Below are 2,122 nucleotides of genomic sequence, written 5' to 3' on the forward strand. Positions count from 1 at the left end.
GGCAGCCGTCGAAGGTGGGGTCGATGATTGGGGTGAAGTCGTAACAAGGTAGCCGTATCGGAAGGTGCGGCTGGATCACCTCCTTTCTAAGGAGTGAATTGAGCGTAGAGCTCAATTATAATCCTAGGTCGATCATCCATCTCAAAATACTGTTTAGTTTTGAGGGATTAAGGGACTATAGCTCAGCTGGTTAGAGCGCACGCCTGATAAGCGTGAGGTCGGTGGTTCGAGTCCACCTAGTCCCACCAAAATCTCGCATTTTACATTTAAATACGGGGGCGTAGCTCAGCTGGGAGAGCACCTGCCTTGCAAGCAGGGGGTCAGCGGTTCGAATCCGCTCGTCTCCACCACATTCGCAGTTCGTGTAAGACGAACGGCGAAAAAGTTCTTTGAAAACTGCACAGTGGGAGAAGAAATGCAGGCCACTGCGATTTCACCAGGTCAAGATAAGAAGGGCACATGGTGGATGCCTTGGCGCTTTAGGCCGAAGAAGGACGCGGCAAGCTGCGAAAAGCTGCGGGGAGCTGCAAGCGAGCGTAGATCCGCAGATATCCGAATGGGGGAACCCGGCAGGAGAGAACTCCTGTCACCGTGCAGTGAACACATAGCTGTACGGGGGGCACCCGGGGAACTGAAACATCTCAGTACCCGGAGGAAAAGAAAGAAACATCGATTCCCGGAGTAGCGGCGAGCGAAAGGGGAGGAGCCTAAACCAGCGATGCATGCATTGCTGGGGTTGCGGGACCTCAGGGAAGCTTTAAGATGCCTAGCCGAACACAGCTGGAAAGCTGGAGCACAGAAGGTAAGACTCCTGTAGGCGAAAGGCAGATTAAAGCTGGAGGGATCCCAAGTACCACGGGACACGTGGAACCCCGTGGGAATCCGGCAGGACCACCTGCCAAGGCTAAATACCTAAAGCGACCGATAGTGAACCAGTACCGTGAGGGAAAGGTGAAAAGCACCCCGGGAGGGGAGTGAAATAGAACCTGAAACCATGTGCCTACAAGCAGTCGGAGCGCGGTAGAAGCGTGACGGCGTACTTTTTGTAGAACGGACCGGCGAGTTACTCTAACAAGCGAGGTTAAGGCGTAAAGGCCGGAGCCGAAGCGAAAGCGAGTCTGAAGAGGGCGGTAAGTTTGTTGGAGTAGACCCGAAACCGGGTGATCTACCCATGGCCAGAGTGAAGCTGAAGTAAAATTCAGTGGAGGCTCGAACCGACCGTCGTTGAAAAGGCGGCGGATGAGCTGTGGGTAGGGGTGAAATGCCAATCGAACCCGGAGATAGCTGGTTCTCCCCGAAATAGCTTTAGGGCTAGCCTCGAGAGAGGAGTACCGGAGGTAGAGCACTGAATGGGCTAGGGGCCTTCACCGGTTACCGAACCCAATCAAACTGCGAATGCCGGATACTTAAACTCGGGAGTCAGACTGCGAGTGCTAAGATCCGTAGTCGAGAGGGAAAGAGCCCAGACCAACAGCTAAGGTCCCCAAGCATGGCTAAGTGGGAAAGGATGTGGGGTTGCCGAGACAACCAGGATGTTGGCTTAGAAGCAGCCACCATTCAAAGAGTGCGTAATAGCTCACTGGTCAAGTGACCCTGCGCCGAAAATGTAACGGGGCTAAGTCATGCACCGAAGCTTTGGTTTGAGAGGTGAGAGGTGAGAGGTTAGAAGTGAGAGAGCATAAGGTAAACTCATACAAAAACCTCAGGGTGTACCAAATAAGCTATCAATTAGCTTTAGAAGTACACCAAATAACCCAAAAGTTGCCACAAGCAGAACAATATGAGCTTGGACGACAATTAAGGAGAGCAGCAGTATCAATACCAGCAAACATAGCGGAAGGATATGGGCGTAAAAACTCTAGGGCAGAGTTTAAGCACTTCTTAAGAAACTCATTAGGATCATGTAATGAGGTTCAAGTATTGTTGAGTATTGCAAAAGATTTGGGTTATCAAATAGCAGAAGAAATAATAACAAGATATGATGAGCTAGGAAAACAAATATATAGGTTGATAGAGGTTTGGAAGTAGTTCTCACATCTAACATCTCACATCTCACTTCTCAGAGGTAGGGGAGCGTTCCTGCAGCGTCGAAGCAGTACCGAAAGGAGCTGTGGAGCGGCAG

2 tRNA genes and 2 rRNA genes are annotated in these 2,122 nt (G+C 51.0%); all 4 read left to right on the forward strand.

The window, feature by feature from the left end:
- Positions 1-86, forward strand: a 16S ribosomal RNA gene (locus JOC37_RS13035); the annotation flags it as partial.
- 85 nt (positions 87-171) lie between these two features.
- Positions 172-248: transfer RNA gene (locus tag JOC37_RS13040), tRNA-Ile, on the forward strand.
- 26 nt (positions 249-274) lie between these two features.
- Positions 275-350: transfer RNA gene (locus JOC37_RS13045), tRNA-Ala, on the forward strand.
- An 89-nt stretch (positions 351-439) separates the two neighbouring features.
- A 23S ribosomal RNA gene (locus tag JOC37_RS13050) occupies positions 440-2,122 on the forward strand; the annotation flags it as partial.

It is taken from the genome of Desulforadius tongensis (genome assembly GCF_016907915.1).
Taxonomy (GTDB): domain Bacteria; phylum Bacillota; class Desulfotomaculia; order Desulfotomaculales; family Desulfohalotomaculaceae; genus Desulforadius; species Desulforadius tongensis.